Origin of the sequence: Pseudomonas sp. QE6 (assembly GCF_041379005.1) — a bacterium.
Classification (GTDB): Bacteria; Pseudomonadota; Gammaproteobacteria; order Pseudomonadales; family Pseudomonadaceae; genus Pseudomonas.
This window is the reverse complement of record NZ_CP166873.1, coordinates 1,914,645-1,933,554: the sequence shown is the minus strand read 5'-3', so window position 1 is coordinate 1,933,554 and position 18,910 is coordinate 1,914,645. Positions and strand designations below refer to the sequence as shown.

At 68.1% G+C, this 18,910-nt stretch carries 16 protein-coding genes and 1 riboswitch; of the genes, 10 read left to right on the top strand and 6 right to left on the bottom strand.

What is annotated here, in order from left to right; all coding sequences use genetic code 11:
• The first annotated feature begins 2 nt into the window (after nt 1-2).
• The 6 genes from ACAW63_RS08890 to ACAW63_RS08865 all read left to right on the top strand — a co-directional run bounded on the left by ACAW63_RS08890 (nt 3) and on the right by ACAW63_RS08865 (nt 6,598).
• On the top strand, nt 3-653 hold the full coding sequence (locus ACAW63_RS08890; RefSeq protein WP_275610126.1) for an amino acid ABC transporter permease: 651 nt from the start codon (nt 3-5) through the stop codon (nt 651-653).
• On the top strand, nt 646-1,368 hold the full coding sequence (locus tag ACAW63_RS08885) for an amino acid ABC transporter ATP-binding protein (protein WP_371233100.1): 723 nt from the start codon (nt 646-648) through the stop codon (nt 1,366-1,368). The genes ACAW63_RS08890 and ACAW63_RS08885 overlap by 8 nt, the downstream gene beginning before the upstream one ends.
• Before the next feature lie 41 nt (nt 1,369-1,409).
• Nucleotides 1,410-2,441: a proline racemase family protein gene (locus ACAW63_RS08880; protein WP_371233098.1), complete on the top strand. Its 1,032-nt coding sequence runs from the start codon at nt 1,410-1,412 to the stop codon at nt 2,439-2,441.
• A gap of 116 nt (nt 2,442-2,557) precedes the next feature.
• Nucleotides 2,558-3,475 (top strand): dihydrodipicolinate synthase family protein, encoded by a 918-nt coding sequence (locus tag ACAW63_RS08875; RefSeq protein WP_371233097.1) that lies wholly within the window; start codon nt 2,558-2,560, stop codon nt 3,473-3,475.
• A 149-nt stretch (nt 3,476-3,624) separates the two neighbouring features.
• Complete coding sequence (gene abaF / locus ACAW63_RS08870) at nt 3,625-4,998, top strand: fosfomycin efflux MFS transporter AbaF (protein ID WP_371233095.1); 1,374 nt, start codon at nt 3,625-3,627, stop codon at nt 4,996-4,998.
• Nucleotides 4,999-5,011: 13 nt separating this feature from the next.
• Complete coding sequence (locus tag ACAW63_RS08865) at nt 5,012-6,598, top strand: aldehyde dehydrogenase (NADP(+)) (RefSeq protein WP_371233092.1); 1,587 nt, start codon at nt 5,012-5,014, stop codon at nt 6,596-6,598.
• 176 nt (nt 6,599-6,774) lie between these two features.
• Here ACAW63_RS08865 and ACAW63_RS08860 read toward each other — a convergent pair whose 3' ends face one another.
• Nucleotides 6,775-7,779, bottom strand: a complete 1,005-nt coding sequence (locus tag ACAW63_RS08860) for an Ldh family oxidoreductase (protein WP_371233090.1) — start codon at nt 7,777-7,779, stop codon at nt 6,775-6,777.
• Nucleotides 7,780-8,033: 254 nt separating this feature from the next.
• On the opposite strand from ACAW63_RS08860, the gene dxs reads away from it, so the two are divergent.
• Together dxs and ACAW63_RS08850 are read left to right on the top strand one after the other, a co-directional pair.
• The gene (gene dxs / locus ACAW63_RS08855; protein WP_371233088.1) at nt 8,034-9,938 is read left to right on the top strand and encodes a 1-deoxy-D-xylulose-5-phosphate synthase; all 1,905 of its coding nucleotides are present in this window, start codon (nt 8,034-8,036) and stop codon (nt 9,936-9,938) included.
• A 28-nt stretch (nt 9,939-9,966) separates the two neighbouring features.
• Nucleotides 9,967-10,167, top strand: a riboswitch (cobalamin riboswitch).
• Nucleotides 10,168-10,254: 87 nt separating this feature from the next.
• On the top strand, nt 10,255-12,126 hold the full coding sequence (locus ACAW63_RS08850) for a TonB-dependent receptor domain-containing protein (protein WP_371233086.1): 1,872 nt from the start codon (nt 10,255-10,257) through the stop codon (nt 12,124-12,126).
• A gap of 201 nt (nt 12,127-12,327) precedes the next feature.
• On the opposite strand, the gene ACAW63_RS08845 is transcribed toward ACAW63_RS08850, so the two are convergent.
• The 4 genes from ACAW63_RS08845 to ACAW63_RS08830 are packed head-to-tail and all read right to left on the bottom strand — an operon-like array spanning nt 12,328 to nt 15,971.
• A complete protein-coding gene (locus tag ACAW63_RS08845; protein WP_371234623.1) occupies nt 12,328-12,891 on the bottom strand; it encodes an HAD family hydrolase in 564 nt (187 codons plus the stop codon).
• A 32-nt stretch (nt 12,892-12,923) separates the two neighbouring features.
• Complete coding sequence (gene tesB / locus ACAW63_RS08840; protein ID WP_275610116.1) at nt 12,924-13,793, bottom strand: acyl-CoA thioesterase II; 870 nt, start codon at nt 13,791-13,793, stop codon at nt 12,924-12,926.
• 13 nt (nt 13,794-13,806) lie between these two features.
• Nucleotides 13,807-15,423, bottom strand: a complete 1,617-nt coding sequence (locus tag ACAW63_RS08835; RefSeq protein WP_371233084.1) for a nitroreductase family protein — start codon at nt 15,421-15,423, stop codon at nt 13,807-13,809.
• Nucleotides 15,420-15,971 carry a GNAT family N-acetyltransferase gene (locus tag ACAW63_RS08830; RefSeq protein ID WP_371234621.1) on the bottom strand — a complete coding sequence of 184 codons (552 nt, stop codon included), beginning with the start codon at nt 15,969-15,971 and terminating at the stop codon, nt 15,420-15,422. The genes ACAW63_RS08835 and ACAW63_RS08830 overlap by 4 nt, the downstream gene beginning before the upstream one ends.
• A 211-nt stretch (nt 15,972-16,182) precedes the next feature.
• Between ACAW63_RS08830 and ACAW63_RS08825 the strand changes: the two genes are divergently transcribed.
• Together ACAW63_RS08825 and ACAW63_RS08820 are read left to right on the top strand one after the other, a co-directional pair.
• Entirely contained in the window at nt 16,183-17,388 is a 1,206-nt protein-coding gene (locus ACAW63_RS08825) for an MFS transporter (protein ID WP_371233083.1), read from the top strand.
• Between the two features lie 89 nt (nt 17,389-17,477).
• Complete coding sequence (locus ACAW63_RS08820; protein WP_371234620.1) at nt 17,478-18,401, top strand: histone deacetylase; 924 nt, start codon at nt 17,478-17,480, stop codon at nt 18,399-18,401.
• Here ACAW63_RS08820 and ACAW63_RS08815 read toward each other — a convergent pair.
• Nucleotides 18,386-18,886: a hypothetical protein gene (locus ACAW63_RS08815; protein ID WP_371233081.1), complete on the bottom strand. Its 501-nt coding sequence runs from the start codon at nt 18,884-18,886 to the stop codon at nt 18,386-18,388. The genes ACAW63_RS08820 and ACAW63_RS08815 overlap by 16 nt on opposite strands.
• Nucleotides 18,887-18,910 lie beyond the last annotated feature (24 nt).

Genomic DNA, 18,910 nt, shown 5'->3' with positions numbered 1-18,910 from the left:
GCATGTTCGAAACGAGCTTCACCGCCAATGACCTGCAGTTCCTCCTCCAGGGGGCCTGGGTCACCGTCAAGCTGACCATCGCCGCCATGCTCATCGGCACCCTGGCCGGCGTGCTGCTGGGCTGGCTGCGCGCCACCCTGCCACGCGCCAGCCTGCCGCTGGGCTGGTTTCTCGACCTGTTCCGCAGCGTGCCGCTGCTGATCCAGTTCGTGCTGTTCAACTCGCTGAAAAGCATCGCCGGGCTGAACTGGAGCGCCTTCTCCGTCGGCTGCCTGGTGCTGGGCATCTACGCGGCGGCGTACTGCACCGAGATCGTCCGCAGCGGCATCCTCGCCGTGCAGCCCAACCTGCGCCGCGCCAGCCGCTCGCTGGGGCTCTCCTACTGGCAGGACCTGCGCTACATCGTCCTGCCGCTGGCCACCCGCGTGGCCTTCCCCGGCTGGCTGAACCTGGTGCTGGGAGTGATGAAGGACACCGCGCTGGTCATGTGGATCGGCATCGTCGAGTTGCTGCGCGCTTCGCAGACCATCGTCACGCGCATTCAGGAGCCCCTGCTGGTGCTGTGCATCGCCGGGATCATCTATTACCTCATGAGCTGGGTGGTGGCGCGCCTCGGCACCCGTCTGGAAAGAAGGTGGCAGGAAAATGATTGAAATCGACAACGTGCACAAAGCCTACGGCGACCTCGAAGTGGTCAAGGGCGTGAGCCTGAGCGTGAAGAAGGGCGAAGTGGTCTCGATCATCGGCGGCTCGGGTTCGGGCAAGTCCACCCTGCTGATGTGCATCAACGGCCTGGAGCCGATCCAGAAGGGCAGCATCCGCGTCGACGGCACCGAGGTGCACGCCAAGGGCACCGACCTGAACAAGCTGCGGCAGAAGATCGGCATCGTCTTCCAGCAGTGGAACGCCTTCCCGCACCTCACCGTGCTGGAGAACGTCATGCTGGCCCCGCGCAAGGTGCTCGGCCAGAGCAAGGAAGAGGCCGAGGCGATGGCGGTGAAGCAGCTCAAGCACGTGGGCCTGGGCGACAAGCTCAAGGTCTTCCCCAACAAGCTCTCCGGCGGTCAGCAGCAGCGCATGGCGATCGCCCGCGCGTTGGCCATGTCGCCGGACTACATGCTGTTCGACGAAGCCACCTCGGCGCTCGACCCGCAGTTGGTGGGCGAGGTGCTCGACACCATGCGCCTGCTCGCCGAGGAAGGCATGACCATGGTGCTGGTGACCCACGAGATCCGCTTCGCCCGCGACGTGTCCGACCGCGTGGCGTTCTTCCGCAACGGGCTCGTGCATGAGATCGGCGAGCCGGAACAGGTGATCGGCAACCCGCAGAAACCGGAGACGGCGGAGTTCTTGAGATCGGTGCTGTAACCGCGCACCTACCCAGGCCCCAAAGGAATCAGGAGACAGACATGCGTTCGAGCAAGATCATCCACATGGTCAGCTGCCACGCCGAAGGCGAGGTCGGCGACGTCATCGTCGGCGGCGTCGCCCCGCCGCCGGGCGACACCCTGTGGGCGCAGTCGCGCTGGATCGCCAGCGACAACACGCTGCGCAACTTCGTCCTCAACGAGCCGCGCGGCGGCGTGTTCCGCCACGTGAACCTGCTGGTCCCGGCAAAGGACCCGCGCGCGCAGATGGGCTGGATCATCATGGAGCCGGCGGACACCCCGCCGATGTCCGGCTCCAATTCGCTGTGCGTGAGCACCGTGCTGCTCGACAGCGGCATCCTGCCGATGCAGGAACCGCAGACCCGCCTGACCCTGGAAGCTCCCGGCGGGCTGATCGAGGCCGTGGCCGACTGCAAGGACGGCAAGGTGCAGCGCGTGGAAGTGCGCAACCTGCCCTCCTTCGCCGACAAGCTCGACGCCTGGATCGAGGTGGAAGGCCTCGGCTCGCTGCAGGTGGACACCGCCTATGGCGGCGACAGCTTCGTCATCGCCGACGCCCAGGCCCTGGGCTTCAGCCTGCACGCCTCGGAGGCCGCCGACCTGGTCGCCACCGGGCTGAAGATCACCCACGCCGCCAACCAGCAGCTGGGCTTCGTCCATCCGGAAAACCGCGACTGGGCACACATCTCCTTCTGCCAGCTGGCCGCCCCGGTGGAGCGCATCGACGGCGTGCTGCACGGCCGCAACGCCGTGGTAATCCGCCCCGGCAAGATCGACCGCTCGCCCTGCGGCACCGGCTGCTCGGCACGCATGGCCGTGCTGCATGCCAAGGGCCAGTTGAAGGACGGCGACCGCTTCGTCGGCCACTCGATCATCGGCTCGCAGTTCCACTGCCGCATCGACGGCCTCACCAGCGTTGGCGGCAAGGCGGCCATCCACCCGCGCATCGCCGGGCGTGCCTGGATCACCGGCACCCACCAGCACCTGCTCGACCCGGACGATCCGTGGCCCGAAGGCTACCGGCTCTCCGACACCTGGCCCAACGGTTACTGACCCACCCCTTTCGCCGCGTAGCGGCACCCAACGGACCCGCGCAACGGGTCGAATGACGAAATGCAGCGGAACTCTCCAACCCATTTCGTATACGAAATACGCCAATTGGAGGCAACATGAGCAAGAAGGTTAATTGGAGCGGTGTATTCCCTGCGGTCACCACTCAGTTCAACGACGATTTCTCGGTCAACCTGGACGCCACCCACAAGGTGATCTCCAACCTGGTGCGCGACGGCGTGTCCGGGCTGGTGGTGTGCGGCAGCGTGGGCGAGAACACCTCGCTGACCATCGAGGAAAAGATGGCCGTGACCGAAGTTGCCAAGGATGCCTCCGGCGGTCGCGTGCCGGTGATCTGCGGTATCGCCGAGTTCACCAGCCAGGGCGCCTCCCAGGTGGCCAAGGCGGTGCAGAAGGTCGGCGTCGACGGCATCATGGTGATGCCGGCGCTGGTCTACTCCTCGAAGCCGCACGAGACCGCCGCGCACTTCCGCAGCGTGGCCACCAGCACCGACCTGCCGGTGATGGTCTACAACAACCCGCCGATCTACAAGAACGACGTCACCCCGGACATCCTCATCTCCCTGGCCGACTGCGAGAACATCGTCTGCTTCAAGGACAGCTCCGGCGACACCCGCCGCTTCATCGACGTGCGCAATGAAGTGGGCGATCGCTTCATCCTCTTCGCCGGCCTCGACGACGTGGTGCTGGAAAGCATCGCGGTGGGCGCCGAAGGCTGGATCTCCGGCATGTCCAACGTCTTCCCGCAGGAAGGCGAGACCATCTTCCGCCTGTGCAAGGCCGGTCGCTTCGAAGAGGCCATGCCGATCTACGAATGGCTGATGCCGATCCTCCACCTCGACGCCCGTCCGGACCTGGTGCAGTGCATCAAGCTCTGCGAAGAGATCGCCGGCCGCGGCACCGCCCTCACCCGCCCACCACGCCTGGCGCTTCAAGGCGCCGACCGCGAGCACGTCGAGCGGATCATGGCCAAGGCCCTGGCCACCCGGCCGAAGCTGCCTGACGTGGGCCTCTGAGTTCATTCGAGACAGCCCTCACCCTGGCCCTCTCCCAGAGGGAGAGGGGACTGTTCGTGCCGGCTTGGAGCCTTCACGAACACCCCCTCCCTCGGACAGGGCGAAGGAACCTCCCCTCTTCCACCGTGGACCAACGGAGCCCCACCGCCATGACCTCCACGACGACCGCCGCATCCCGTGATCTGCCCCGCGAAACCACCCACGCACCCGCCGGCCTGAAACGCGTGGTCGCCGCCGCCATGGCTGGCACCGTGGCCGAGTGGTACGAATTCTTCCTCTACGGCACCGCCTCGGCGCTGGTCTTCGGCCAGCTGTTCTTCCGCCAGACCGACAGCCCCATCGACGGCATCATCGCCGCGTTCGCCCTCTACGCCGTGGGCTTCCTCGCCCGCCCGCTCGGCGGCCTGGTGTTCGGCCACTACGGCGACAAGCTCGGTCGCAAGCACCTGTTGCAGATCAGCCTGATCGTGGTCGGCATCACCACCTTCCTCATGGGCTGCCTGCCCACCTTCGAGACCATCGGCTATGCCGCGCCGGTCCTGCTGGTGCTGCTGCGGCTGATCCAGGGCTTCGCCTTCGGCGGCGAATGGGGCGGCGCGATCCTGCTCGTCTCCGAACACAGCCCGGACGATCGCCGCGGCTTCTGGGCCAGTTGGCCGCAGGCCGGGGTGCCGGCCGGCAACCTGGTGGCGACCGTCGCCCTGTTATTGCTGTCCACCGGCCTGTCGGAACAGCAGTTCCTCGACTGGGGCTGGCGCGTGGCCTTCTGGTTCTCCGCGGTGGTGGTGCTGATCGGCTACTGGATTCGCAGCCGGGTCGACGACGCGCCGATCTTCAAGGAAGCCCAGGCACGCCAGCAGCACGTCCAGCAGGCCCAGCTGGGCGTGGTGGAAGTCGTCACCCGCCACTGGCGCGCCGTGCTGGTCGGCATCGGTGCGCGCTTCGCCGAGAACATCCTCTACTACACCGTGGTCACCTTCTCCATCACCTACCTGAAGCTGGTGGTGCACAAGGACACCTCGCAGATCCTCCTGCTGATGTTCGGCGCGCACCTGCTGCACTTCTTCATGATCCCGCTGATGGGCTACCTGTCCGACATCGTCGGGCGCAAACCGGTGTACCTGACCGGCGCGCTGCTCACCGCGCTGTGGGGCTTCGTCGGCTTCCCGCTGATGGACACCGGCAACGACTGGCTGATCATGGCCGCCATCGCCGTGGGCCTGGCCATCGAGTCGATGACCTACGCGCCCTACTCGGCGCTGATGGCCGAGCTGTTCCCCACCCACGTGCGCTACACCGCGCTGTCGCTGTGCTACCAGGTGGCGCCGATCTTCGCCGGCTCCCTGGCGCCGCTGATCGCCGTCAGCCTGCTCAAGCAATACAACAGTTCCACCCCGATCGCCTGGTACCTGGTCGGCGCCTCGCTCATCTCCCTGGTCGCCGTCGGCCTGACCCGCGAAACCCGCGGCAAGTCGCTGCGCGAAGTGGACGCCGAAGCCGCCGCCCGCCACGCCAAATCCTGATCCGGAGCACCCGATGACATCCGAACTCGCCCGCAACTTCATCGCCGGCCGCCGCAGCGGCGCCGGCAGCATCCGCCTGCAAAGCCTCGACGCCACCACCGGCGAAGCACTGCCCCGCGCCTTCCTGCAAGCCACACCCGAGGAAGTGGAAGCCGCCGCCCTCGCCGCCGAAGCCGCCTTCCCGCTCTACAGCAACCTGCCCGCCGAGCGCCGCGCCGCATTCCTCGACGCCATCGCCGGCGAACTGGAGGCGCTGGGGGACGACTTCATCGCCATCGTCTGCCGCGAGACCGCCCTGCCCGCCGCGCGCATCCAGGGCGAGCGCGGCCGCACCGCCAACCAGATGCGCCTGTTCGCCAGGGTGCTGCGCCGCGGCGACTTCCTCGGCGCCCGCATCGACCGCGCGCTGCCCGAGCGCCAGCCGCTGCCGCGCCCGGACCTGCGCCAGTACCGCACCGGCGTCGGCCCGGTGGCGGTATTCGGCGCCAGCAACTTCCCCCTGGCCTTCTCCACCGCCGGCGGCGACACCGCCGCCGCGCTGGCCGCCGGCTGCCCGGTGGTGGTGAAGGCCCACAGCGGCCATATGGCGACCGCCGAGCGGGTCGCCGAAGCGATCATTCGCGCGGCCGAAGCCACAGGGATGCCGGCCGGGGTATTCAACATGATCTATGGCGGTGGTGTCGGAGAGGCGCTGGTGAAGCACCCGGCGATCCAGGCCGTGGGCTTCACCGGCTCTCTGAAAGGTGGCCGCGCGCTCTGCGACCTGGCCGCCGCCCGCCCGCAGCCGATCCCGGTGTTCGCCGAGATGAGCAGCATCAACCCGGTGCTGGTCCTGCCAGCCGCACTGCAAGCGCGTGGCGAACAGGTCGCCCGTGAACTGGCAGACTCGGTGGTACTCGGCTGCGGCCAGTTCTGCACCAACCCCGGCCTGGTCATCGGCATCGCCTCGCCGGCCTTCAGCCTGTTCACCGCCCAGCTGATCGCCGAACTCGGCCAGCGCCCGGCGCAGACCATGCTCAACGCCGGCACCCTGAAGAGCTACGAGCAGGGCCTGGCGCGCCTGCACGCCCACCCCGGCGTGCGCCACCTCGCCGGACAGGCGCAGGAAGGCCGGCAGGCGCGGCCGCAATTGTTCCAGGCCGACGTCCGCCTGCTGCTGGAGGGCGACGAATTGCTGCAGGAGGAAGTCTTCGGCCCGACCACCGTGCTGGTGGAAGTCGCCGACGAGGCCGAACTGCGCCGCGCCCTGGCAGCCCTGCACGGCCAGCTCACGGCGACCCTGATCGCCGAGCCCGCCGACCTCGCGCACTTCGCCGCGCTGGTGCCGCTGCTGGAACGCAAGGCCGGCCGCCTGCTGCTCAACGGCTACCCAACGGGGGTGGAAGTCTGCGACGCGATGGTCCATGGCGGCCCCTACCCGGCCACCTCCGACGCTCGCGGCACTTCGGTGGGCAGCCTGGCCATAGACCGCTTCCTGCGTCCGGTGTGCTACCAGAACTACCCCGACGCGCTGCTGCCCGATGCGCTGAAGGACGCCAACCCGCTGGGCATCGCCCGGCTGGTGGATGGCGAGACGACACGGGAGCCGTTGTCCCGTTGAGGGTTCGTCGGTGAGGGAGTGAATGTCGGCCAGTCCCGCACCGACGATCAGCCCCGGCCTGGCGCCGGGGCTTTTTTATGCGTGGCTCTTTGTAGGAGCGAGCTTGCTCGCGAACCAACCACCGCTGCGGGCCCAGGTTCGCGAGCAAGCTCGCTCCTACGGAGAATGTACCCGCGTTACTCCAGCAGCCCGCGCAGATCGGCATACAGCGAATCGCTGATCGCCACACCCCCGGCCAAGCTGCGCTCACGCGCGGCGAAGCGGCGTTGCGAGGGCAGGCGCGCGCCCATGTCGACGATGGATTCGAACAGCGTCTCCGCCCGCGCCAGGTGCTGCGCGGCATCGGCGCCAAGGAAGCGCGTGGGGTCGATGGCGATCAGCAGTTCGCCGTGATAAGGCGACGACTTAGTCCCCGCATCGAAGACCGAGGACTCGGCACTGGTCAGGTCGCCAATCAAGGGCCCGGCGATCAGCTCGACCATGGTCGCCAACGCCGAGCCCTTGTGCCCGCCGAAGGTCAGCATGGCGCCCTCGAGCACGGCACCAGGGTCGGTGCTGGGGTTGCCGTCGGCGTCGATGCCCCAGCCCAGCGGAATCGCCTTGCCCTCGCGTTCATGCAACTGGATTTCCCCACGCGCCACGACCGTGGTGGCGAAATCGAAGACGTAAGGGTTCTGCCCGGCCCGCGGCCAGCCGAACGCGATGGGGTTGGTGCCGAACAACGGCCGCGTTCCACCCGCCGGCGCTACGTAGGCCTGGGCCGGCGTGACCGCCAGCGCCACCAGGCCGTGGGCGGTGATCCGCTCGATCTCCACCCAAAGCGCCGAGAAGTGCACGCAATGATTGATCGCCAGTGCGGCGATGCCCTGGCTGCGCGCCTTCTCCACCAGCTTCGGCAAGCCGAGATCGAAAGCGCACTGCGAGAAGCCGCCCTTGGCATCGACGCGCACCAGCGCCGGCGCGGGCTCCGACAGCTCCGGCACGGCATCGAGCGACACCTTGCCGGCGCGCGCCGTATGGATGCAGCCCAGCAACCGCCAGACGCCATGGGACGTACAGCCATCGCGCTCACCGGCCAGCACGGTGTCGGTCACTGCCTGCACGTGGGGTTCGCTGAAACCGTGGTGGCGCAGGATCGCCACCGACAGCTCGCGCAATTCTTCCAGGCTCAATCGGGTCACGCAGTCCTCCTCAATCCTTACCCGTCGTCTACGTCCGATGCGGCAATCCGCCGCCGGACCGTTCCGGCCTACAGTGGCCGCTCCGGCTTCCCACCGCTTGCGCACAATCGGCTAGCCCGACGACGATTTCGGCACAGTCCGCAACTGCGATCCGACCATCCGGTCAGCCGATGGATTGGCCCCACGTTGCTTGGGCCAATCCCAAGCATCAGGTAAACTCCCGCATCTTTTGCCTTCTCATAACGATCAGCCTGATGCCCACGACGTTCCACGAGATTCCCCGCGAGCGCCCCGCCACGCCCCTGCTCGACCGCGCCAGCACGCCGGTCGAACTGCGCCGGCTGGGCGAAGCGGAGCTGCTGACCCTCGCTGACGAACTGCGCCAGTACCTGCTGTACAGCGTTGGCCAGACTGGCGGCCATTTCGGCGCCGGGCTCGGCGTGATCGAGCTGACGGTCGCCCTGCACTACGTCTTCGACACCCCGGACGACCGCCTGGTGTGGGACGTCGGCCACCAGGCCTACCCGCACAAGATCCTCACCGGCCGCCGCGAGCGCATGGGCAGCCTGCGCCAGAAGGACGGCCTGGCCGCCTTCCCGCGCCGCTCGGAGAGCGAGTACGACACCTTCGGCGTCGGCCACTCCAGCACCTCCATCAGCGCTGCACTGGGCATGGCCATTGCCGCGCGCATGCAGGGCTCGAACCGCAAATCGGTGGCGGTGATCGGCGACGGCGCACTGACCGCCGGCATGGCCTTCGAGGCGCTGAACCACGCGTCGGACGTCAAGGCCAACATGCTGGTGATCCTCAACGACAACGACATGTCGATCTCCAAGAATGTCGGCGGCCTGTCCAACTACCTGGCCAAGATCATCTCCAGCCGCACCTATTCGAGCATGCGCGAGGGCAGCAAGAAGATCCTCTCGCGCCTGCCGGGCGCCTGGGAGATCGCGCGCAAGGTCGAGGAACATGCCAAGGGCATGCTGGTCCCCGGCACCCTGTTCGAGGAGCTGGGCTGGAACTACGTCGGCCCCATCGACGGCCACGACCTGCCGACCCTGATCGCCACCCTGCGCAACATGCGCGACCTGGACGGCCCGCAGTTCCTCCACGTGGTGACCAAGAAGGGCAAGGGCTTCGGCCCGGCCGAGATCGACCCCATCGGCTACCACGCCATTACCAAGCTGGAGCCGATCAAGGCCCCGGCGGAACCGAAGAAGCCCTCCGGGCCCAAGTACTCCAGCGTGTTCGGCCAGTGGCTGTGCGACATGGCAGCCCAGGACCCGCGCCTGGTCGGCATCACCCCGGCAATGAAGGAAGGCTCGGACCTGGTGGCCTTCGCGGATAAATTCCCGGACCGCTACTTCGACGTCGCCATCGCCGAGCAGCACGCCGTGACCCTGGCGGCCGGCATGGCCTGCGACGGCGCCAAGCCCGTGGTGGCGATCTACTCCACCTTCCTGCAGCGCGGCTACGACCAGCTGATCCATGACGTCGCGGTGCAGAACCTCGACGTGCTGTTCGCCATCGACCGCGCCGGTCTGGTGGGCGAAGACGGCCCGACCCACGCCGGCAGCTTCGACCTCTCCTACCTGCGCTGCATCCCCGGCATGCTGGTGATGACCCCCAGCGACGAGAACGAGCTGCGCAAGCTGCTCACCACCGGCCATCACTTCGAAGGCCCGGCGGCGGTGCGCTACCCGCGCGGCACCGGCCCCAACGCCCCCATCGAGGCGGCGCTGGAACCGGTCGAGATCGGCAAGGGCGTGCTGCGCCGCGAAGGCAAGGCCGGCAAGGTCGCCTTCCTGGTGTTCGGCGTGCAACTGGCCGAGGCGCTGAAAGTCGCCGAGCAGTTCGACGCCAGCGTCGCCGACATGCGCTTCGTCAAGCCGCTGGACGAGGAACTGGTGCGCCAGCTGGCCGCCAGCCACGACCTGCTGGTGACCCTCGAGGAAAACGCCGTGATGGGGGGCGCCGGTGCCGCCGTCAGCGAATTCCTCGCCCGCGAGAGCATCCTGCAGCCGATCCTGCACCTGGGCCTGCCGGACTACTACGTCGAGCACGCCAAGCCCGCGCAGATGCTCGCCGAGTGCGGTCTTGACGCTGCCGGCATCGAACGCTCGGTGAGCGCTCGCCTGGAGGCGCTCGGCAACCGCTGAGCGCATGCCTCTCCCGGAGTATTGCCAGTGACGGGCGCACCTACTAAGGTGCGCCCGTTTTCGTTCGAGGTAACGGGAAGCAGGTGAAAGACCTGCGCTGCCCCCGCAACGGTAACCGACCGCAGGCCCCGGCCTGCCGCGCTGCGAACCGCCACTGTGCATCCGCATGGGAAGGCCGCAGACGTGAGTGTCGGCAGCCCGGAGACCGCCCTCGTACGCCCCGACAGGTGTTGCGGAGGGCCGCACCGTCAAGTGCGGCCCGCCGCCCTTGCCACGCCCTCCTCGAAAGTCATCCGACCGCTTTTGAGGACGATCCATGAAACTGACCCGACTCGCCCTGGCCACCGGCCTGCTGCCCGGCCTGGCCTTCGCCGATGCCGCCGTTCCGACCGACGACGTCTACGCCCTGCCCGCCCTGGTGATCACCTCGGGCCGCCACGTCCAGCCGCGCGCCCAGGCCACCGCCGCCAACAGCGTATTCACCCGCAAGGACATCGAACGCCTGCAGGTACGCAGCGTGCCCGAACTGCTCAAGCGCGTGCCCGGTGTGCAGATGGGCAGCTCCGGCGGGGTGGTCTCCTACTCCGTTCGCGGCACCAGCACCGCGCAGACGCTGGTCCTGGTCGACGGCCAGCGCGTCGCCTCGGCCAGCACCGGCATCGCCCGCCTGGACTACCTGAGCATCGACAACATCGAACGCGTCGAAGTGACCCGCGGCCCGCGCTCGTCCCTGTACGGCGCCGACGCCATCGGCGGCGTGATCCAGATCTTCACTCGCCGTGGCGAGGCCGGGCTGCACCCGGAACTGCGCCTGGCGGCCGGCAGCCACGGCACCTTCGAACGCAGCGTGAATCTCTCCGGCGGCGACGAGCGCACCACCTTCAACCTGGGCGGCAGCCTCGACGAGAGTGATGGCTGGGACCGCACCAGCGACAACGTCGGCGCCGACAGCGACGACGACGCCCAGCGCAACAAGGCCGTACACCTGAACCTCGACCACCGCTTCAACGAGGACTGGAAGGCCGGCCTGAACCTCAACGACCAGCGCGGCAAGAACGAATACGACGACGCCTACAACTTCGAGCCGGGCCTGCCGCGCGACGAATTCCGCGTCAGCAGCTACAGCGGCTACCTCGAAGGACAGCTCACCGACATCTGGAACAGCCGCCTGGAACTGGGCCGCAGCTTCGACCGCAACAAGGCCGTGGGCGCCGCCGACAGCTGGAACAACGGCACCCTGGAAACCACCCGCCACTCGGCCGGCTGGATCAACCGCCTGCAACTGGACGCCGCCAACCAGCTCGCCCTGGGTGCCGACTGGTACGAAGACCGGGTCGAAGGCAGCACCGAGTTCGCCCAGGACCAGCGCGAGAACCACGCCTTCTTCGCCCAGCACAGCTTCAAGGGCGAACACTTCGGTACCGAACTTGGCCTGCGCCACGACGACAACCAGGTCTACGGCACCCAGAACAGCTGGAACGCCGCCTTCAGCCTGCCGGTGGGCGACAACCAGAGCTGGATCGCCAGCTACGGCGAAGGCTTCCGCGCGCCGACCTTCAGCGACCTCTACTACCCCGGTGCGGGCAACCCCAACCTCAAGCCCGAGACCTCGAAGACCTACGAGCTGCAATGGCGCGGCGACTTTTCCGGCACCCATCTGGAAGCCTCGCTGTACCGCACCGACGTCGACGACCTGATCGCCTGGGACAGCACCAGCAACCAGCCGGAAAACATCGCCAAGGCGCGCATCAATGGCTTCGAGGCCAGCGTCGCCCGCGAAGTGCTGGGCTGGCAGGCGAACCTGGGCCTGAGCCTGATCGACCCGCGCGACCGCGACACCGGCCACACCCTGCCCACCCGCGCGCGCCGCACCCTGAGCCTGGACCTCGACCGCCAGTTCGGCGCCTACGGCGTCGGCGGCTCCTGGCGCGCGGTCAGCCAGCGTTATGACGACGCCGCCAACACGCGCGAACTCGCAGGCTACGGCGTACTCGACCTGCGCACCAGCTGGCTGGCCAGCGATGAGATTCGCTTCGACCTGAAGCTGGATAACGCCCTGGACCGCAATTACGCCCTGGGCGACTACCTGCGCCCGACCAGCCCGATGGACTTCACGGGCGAAGCGAGCCCCTACCGCGAACCGGGACGCACCGCGCTGCTGGCGGTGACCTGGACGCCGGAGCTGTAAGGCGTAGTGCTTTTGTAGGATGGCGTGGAGCGAAGCGATACCCATCCTACGTTCGAGGCTCCCTGGATTTGCAGCAGCGGTGCCAATGGCTGTTCGCGAGCAAGCTCGCTCCTACGAAGAGCAGCCCGGCACACTCCGAAGCTTCAGTGTAAGCAAGACCTGTAGGAGCGAGCTTGCTCGCGAACCCGCACAACCACGGGCTTAGACCAGAACCCCCGCCATCCGCCCCAACTCCGCGCAATCCTGCGCGTGCCAGTCGCTCAGCTCGGGCCAGGGATTGTCCGGCAGGTTCACCAGCGCACTGTACGCACCAGCCGCGCGGGCGCAGTCGAGGTCGAAGCGGTAGTCGCCGACCATCAGCATCCGCTGCGGCGCCACATCCCAACGAGCGGCGAGACGCAGCAGACCATCCGGGCTCGGCTTGGGATCGGCCTCGCCGCGCCCGAGGATGTCCTCGGTGAGGAAGCAGTCACCAATGCCGATGGCGTCCAGGGTGATCAGCGCCAGCTCATGGGCGTTGCGGGTCAGGATACCCAGGCGATAGCCCGCGCCATGCAGCGCCCGCACCAGCGCCACCGCACCGGGCGCTGCGGTGGAGGCCACCGCCAGCTCGCGCTCGTGCTCCAGCAGCCAGGCATGCTTGGCTGCCGCCTCGTCCTCCGGCAGTGCCGCGAGATGGGAGAGGATGTCGTGCTCCTGGGGAATGCCCAGGGCCCGCTTGATCGCTGGAAAATCGTGAACCGCCAGGGTCAGGGTGCCGTCCATGTCGAACACCCAGTGGCGTATCTCGTCGAGTCTCACGACCAATCCTCGCGGTGGCGGATCAGGCCTTCCTGGGTCGCCGAAGCGACCAATTGGCCGTCACGGTTGAACACGCTGCCGCGCACGAAGCCACGGCCATTGCCGGCCCAGGGGCTGTCGATGGCGTAGAGCAGCCACTCGTCCGCGCGCAGGTCGCGGTGGAACCACACGGAATGGTCGATGGTGGCGACCTGCATGTCCTTCTGCCACACCGAGCGGCCATGGGGCAGCAGCGAGGTGGTGAGGAAGCCGAAGTCCGAGGCGTAGGCGAGGATGTACTTGTGCAGCGCCGGCACGTCCGGCAGCTTGCCGTCGGCACGCAGCCAGAGGTACTTGATCGGCTCGCCGACCACCGGGTCATAAGGGTCGTTCTGAGTGACCGGGCGGATTTCGATGGGCTTGGGGTACAGCAGCTTGTCGCGGATGCGCTCGGGGAACTGCTGGGCGCTGCGCTGCTTGAGCTCGAGGTCCGTCGGCAGGTTCTCCGGGCCGACCACGTCGGGCATGGTGATCTGGTGTTCGAAGCCCCCTTCGTCAGTCTGGAACGAGGTGCTCAGGGCAAAGATCGGCTGGCCCTTCTGGATCGCGGTGACGCGGCGGGTGCTGAAGGTGCCGCCGTCGCGCACGCGGTCGACCTGGTAGACGACCGGCTTGCTGGCATCGCCCGGACGCAGGAAGTAACCGTGCATCGAGTGTACGTGGCGCTCGGGATCGACGGTCTGGCTGGCCGCCGACAGCGCCTGGCCGAGCACCTGTCCGCCGTAGAGCTGGCGGAACCCGAGGTCCTGGCTCATGCCGCGGAACAGGTTCTCTTCGATCTGCTCCAGGCTCAGCAGAGCCACCAGGTTGTCCAGGATCTGGGTCATGCGCGTTGTTTCCTCAATTGCGGTCTTGCTGAAGTGGGAGTCGGCGCGGCGCGCTGTAGGCGGGAAGGCTGGTGAGGCGTTCGTCCCAGACCGCGCGGCCGATGGTGAAATGATAGAGGCTGACCGGGCAGTCCGGACCGCCACCGAGCAATTCGTCCAGCGCCGGATCGAAATAGCAGCCGATGCCGGTGCCCGACAGGCCCGCCGCCTCGGATTCCAGGTAGAGCAACTGGCCGACCTGCCCGGCTTCCCAGTACAGGCGCGGGTAGGTCCAGGCGCCCTCGGCCAGCGCGGCCTCGAGATCAGCGAGCATGGCGAAGGCAACGCAGCCGTCGCCAGCGATGTCCTGCCCGCAGGACAGGAAGGCCGACAGCCCGCGCGCATCGCCGGACAGCAGGCGGTACAGCAGCACACCGCTCTCCGTCACCGGCTGCCACAGGTAATCCTCACGCAACCCGCCTGGCGCGCGACCACTGCGGCCCAGCCAGTACAGCCCCGGCTCCAGGCCCTGGACGCGGTGGACGAAGATCAGCAGGTCGATGCGCGTCGGCTCTCCCGTGCAGGCGAAGGGCACCGGCGAGCGCTCCGGTAGCAGGCGGCGCAGCCAGGCATACAGCAGCTCGGCGTGAATGCCGCTGCGGCCGTCCATGGACTGCGCGCTGCGGCGGCGATGCAGGATCGGGCGCAGCGGCAGGCCGGGGTTATCCACAGCCGGATCGGCGTTCGCGGCGCGCCATTGGCGCGCGGGCAACATCGGCGCGCGACACAGCTGGTGCACGCGCTCCAGCTCCGGCCAGTGCCGATACTCCCGCGACAGGCGATTCGGCACGCCGGCCAGCGGCAGCTCGGCGAGGCCTTTAAGCAGGGCCTTGGGCAGCGGGAACTCGGCCGCCTGTGTCGGGCCGATCCACAACAGCGCGTCGGCGCATTCGCGTTCGCTGAAGCCTTCGCGGTCCAGGCCGATCAGCGCATCCAGCCGCGACTCGGCCATGCCTCGCAGCAGGCGAACCTCCCAGCCCTGGATCGCCGCGGCGATGCTCAGGCAGGCCAGCGCGTGGCCAAGGTCGTGATTGCAGTAGCGGTAGGCGCGCTCGCCGTACTTCCAGGCCTCGCGCCAGGGAATGCTGGCCAGCGCCAGCAGGAAACCGCCGGTGGGCAGCGCGGCCTCAAGTTGCTCGGCCAGGGGCGCGGGCAGCTCGGCGCGCACCTCCAGCACATGCTCGTCGGCGCTGTAGTGCGCCAGCAGCGCGGCGTTGTCCACAGCCCCGGAAGGCAGCAGCAGATAGGCTTCGGTCGGGTGCAGGTTGCCGCTGGACGGATTGACCCGCAGCGCCCAGCGACTGCCGCCGGCCTCTTTCCAGGCGGAGATCGCCAGGCTGTCGTAGAGCAGTTGCGAGACGCCCTGGAGACTCAGCGGCGCCGGCTGGCCGATGGGCCCGGCGAACACCTCGTCGTAGCCGGGCGATTCCTCCTGCGGCCGGTGCAGCAGTTCGATGAGGCGGGCTCCGGCATAGCGGCGAAACGGCGCCGGCTGGGTCGCCCAGTCGAGCTGGCCGGGGCCGGGGGCGAAGCGCTCCGGACGGTGCCGGCTCAGTTCGTGGTAGGCGCGCACGCCGTCTTCAGGAGTCATGCCGCATCTTCCCGGCGGATTCGGTACAGCACGTGCTGACGCAACGCGTGGCCTTCCGGCAGGCGCGGATGTTCGAAGTCACCGGCCTCATCGCGCTGCATGCCCAGGCGCTGCATCAGCCCCTGGGACGGCAGGTTGGCCGGCACGGTGAAGGCCACCACTTCCTCCAGCCCCAGTCGCTCGAAGGCGAACGCCAGCGCCGCGCGGGCCGCTTCCAGCGCGTACCCCTGACGCCAATAAGCGGCGTTGAAGCGCCAGCCGATTTCCACCGCCGGGGTGAAGGGTGCGTCGAAGGACACTCGCGCCAACCCGAGCACGCCGATGAAGGCGCCGTCCTCGCGGCGCTCGACGACCCACTGGCCAAAGCCGTGCTCGTCGAAGTGCAGCAGGATGCGCGCGGCCAGCAGGTCGCTGTCCTCGCGGCTCAGGCAGGCCGGGAAGTGCCGCATCACCTCGGCGTCGGCGTTCAGCGCGGCGAAAGCCGGCAGGTCGGCGGCGCGCCAGGGTCGCAGTAGCAGGCGCTCGGTGGTCAGGCTGGGAATATCCATCGACGGGCCTTCGGTTTTCATCGGGAGCCCCATGATACCCGCAGACATGTCTGACAGACGCAGTCCGTCCGGCCAGCGCAATCGATTCAGCACAGCCCCGCCCGCTTCTGGTATTTTTGTCGCACCCTCGCTGTCGGTCATTGCCTTGACCGTGCCCTGAGCAGACAGCCGCGCCGCCACGGCGCACCTCGAAAAAGACCAAGGAAACCCCATGACCACCTCCACCACCGGACTGCCTCGCAGTACGGCCCTGGTGCTTTTCGCCCTTGCCGTCGGCGGCTTCGCCATCGGCACCACCGAATTCGCCACCATGAGCCTGCTGCCCTACTTCGCCCCGGCCCTGGGCATCGATGCCCCGACCGCCGGCCATGTGATCAGCGCCTACGCCCTGGGCGTGGTGGTCGGCGCGCCGCTGCTGGCGGTGCTCGGCGCGCGCCTGCCGCGGCGCACCCTGCTGGTGCTGCTGATGGCGCTGTTCGCCCTCGGCAATGGCCTCAGCGCCCTGGCGCCGACCTACCACTGGATGCTGCTGTTCCGCTTCATCAGCGGCCTGCCCCACGGCGCCTACTTCGGCATCGCCGCGCTGGTCGCCGCCTCCGTGGTGCCGCCGCACCGGCGCACCGTGGCGGTCGGGCGGATGTTCCTCGGCCTCACCGTCGCCACCATCATCGGCGTGCCGCTGGCCAACTGGCTGAGCCAGGCCGTGGGCTGGCGCTGGAGCTTCGCCCTGGTCGCCGCCCTGGGCGTCGCCACCATGATCTGCGTGCGCCTGTTCGCCCCGTACTCGCCGGCCGAGCCAGACTCCAGCCCGCTGCGCGAGCTGGGTGCGCTCAAGCGCGGGCAGGTCTGGCTGACCCTGGGCATCGGCGCCATCGGCTTTGGCGGGCTGTTCGCGGTGTATACCTACCTGGCCGACATCCTCGGCGCCGTCACCCACGTCTCGCCGAGTGTCGTGCCGCTGGTGATGGCGGTGTTCGGCGTCGGCATGACCCTGGGCAACCTGTTCATCCCGGTGCTCGCCGACCGCGCCGTGATGCCCACCGCCGGCGGCCTGCTGGTGTGGAGCGCGGTGGTGCTGGCGATCTTCCCGTTCACCGCCGGCAACATCTGGACCATCGCCATCTGCGTGTTCTTCGTCGGCTTCGGCGGCGCCCTGGGCACCGTGCTGCAGACCCGCCTGATGGACGTTGCCGAAGACGCCCAGGGCCTGGCCGCGGCGCTGAACCACTCGGCGTTCAACTTCGCCAACGCCCTGGGCCCGTATCTGGGCGGCCTGGCCCTGGCCGCCGGCTATGGCTGGACCTCGCCGGGCTGGGTCGGCAGCCTGCTGGCGATTGGCGGCTTCGTCCTGTGGTCGGTCTCGGTGGCCACCAGCCGCAGTGCGCGCCGCAACACGGCGCTATCCAGCGAAGGCTGAAGGCAAGAGGGCCGGCGCTTCGCCGGCCCTTTCGTCTGCACACTCCGGCGACGTACCCTGTGACGCATCGCCCCTGCCCCACCGACGCCATGCCGCTGCCCCTGGTCTACCACGACGACTACAGTCCGCCCTTCCCGGACAACCACCGCTTCCCCATGGAGAAGTTCCGCCTGCTGCGCGACCACCTGGTGGACAGCGCGCTGGTGGAAGACTCGCAATTGCTGCGTCCGGAACTCTGCCCGGTGGACATCCTCGCCCTGGCCCACGACCGCGCCTACATCGAGCGCTATTGCAGTGGCGAGATGAGCCGTGAGGAGCTGCGCCGCCTCGGCCTGCCCTGGAGCGAGGCGTTGGCACGGCGCACCGTGCGCGCGGTCGGCGGCTCGCTGCTGAGCGCGGAGCTGGCCTTGCAGCACGGACTGGCCTGCCACCTCGCCGGCGGCACGCATCACGCGCACTACGACCACGCCTCGGGTTTCTGCATCTTCAACGACCTGGCGGTGATCAGCCTGTACCTGCTGGAAAGCGGCAAGGCCAACCGCGTGCTGATCTTCGACTGCGACGTGCACCAGGGCGATGGCACCGCGCGCATCCTGGAGAACGTGCCGGACGCGGTGACGGTGTCATTGCATTGCGAGAAGAACTTCCCCGCGCGCAAGGCGCAGAGCGACTGGGACATTCCCCTGCCGCTGCACCTGGGCGACGCCCAGTACCTGAAGGTGGTCGAGGAGGCGCTGGACTACCTGCTGCCGCTGTACCAGCCGGATATCGTGCTCTACGACGCCGGCGTGGACGTGCACAAGGACGACGCCCTGGGCTACCTGCAACTCACCGATGCCGGGCTGGCCGCGCGTGACGAGCACGTCATCCGCCGCTGTCTTTCCGGCGACATCCCGGTGGTCGGCGTGATCGGTGGTGGCTACGACAAGGACCGCCAGGCCCTGGCGCGGCGCCATGGCATCCTGCACCACAGCGCCAGCCGGGTGGCGGCGGAGTTTCAGCTCACGCGGTAGCGCGAGTTGTTGGTGCACATGCGCATGGGCAGGCGCTGCTGCTCCCAGCGCGTCAGCTCCTGCTCGGAGAACCCCAGCAGGACCGCCGCACGCTGCCGGGCATCCGCGCCAAAGACCTTCTCGCAGACGCCCAGCACCTGTTCCGGCACATGGTGCTTGAGCAGTTCCTGGGCCCGCAGCGGTCCGGCGTAATCCAGATAACGCGGCAGGAAACGGCTCCAGTTGGTGAACACATAGAGGTTGTGCAGCGCCACCTGCAGGGAGATACGTTCGAGCAGCTTCTGCTCGAACTTCAGCTTCGACGGCCGGATGTTCTTTTCCAGACGCACCAGCATGTGCGCCACGGCTTCGTTCAGCAGGCCGCGAATCTCATCGCTGGGCAGCCGTCGAATGACGATATCGACGCCATTGACGCGCACTCGGGTATCGTTGCCCTCACTCCACAGGTGAGCTTCATGGGAACGGAGGTAATCACGCACTTTCATCGACAGACAGGACCGTTTTTGCAA